We start from the raw sequence: 269 nt of genomic DNA on the forward strand, positions 1-269 counted from the left end.
TACTCACCCGTTCGCAACTCTTCCAACTTTAGCAAGCTAAAGTCTTCAGCGTTCTACTTGCATGTATTAGGCACGCCGCCAGCGTTCGTCCTGAGCCAGGATCAAACTCTCATTTAATCTTGTTCTCATTCTGTCACTGACAGATTTATCGTTTTTTTGACAGGTTACTTCCGTAACCCGCACGTTTGGTTCGTATTGTTCAGTTTTCAAAGGTCTTTGTGAATTTCGAGAATTCACATCGGGAAGACAGGATTCGAACCTGCGACCCC

1 rRNA gene is annotated in these 269 nt (G+C 45.0%); it reads right to left on the minus strand.

What is annotated here, in order from left to right:
- Positions 1 to 117: ribosomal RNA gene (locus HMPREF2937_RS13090) — 16S ribosomal RNA — on the minus strand; the annotation flags it as partial.
- Positions 118 to 269 lie beyond the last annotated feature (152 nt).

It is taken from the genome of Staphylococcus sp. HMSC061G12 (genome assembly GCF_001838465.1).
Lineage (GTDB): Bacteria > Bacillota > Bacilli > Staphylococcales > Staphylococcaceae > Staphylococcus > Staphylococcus simulans.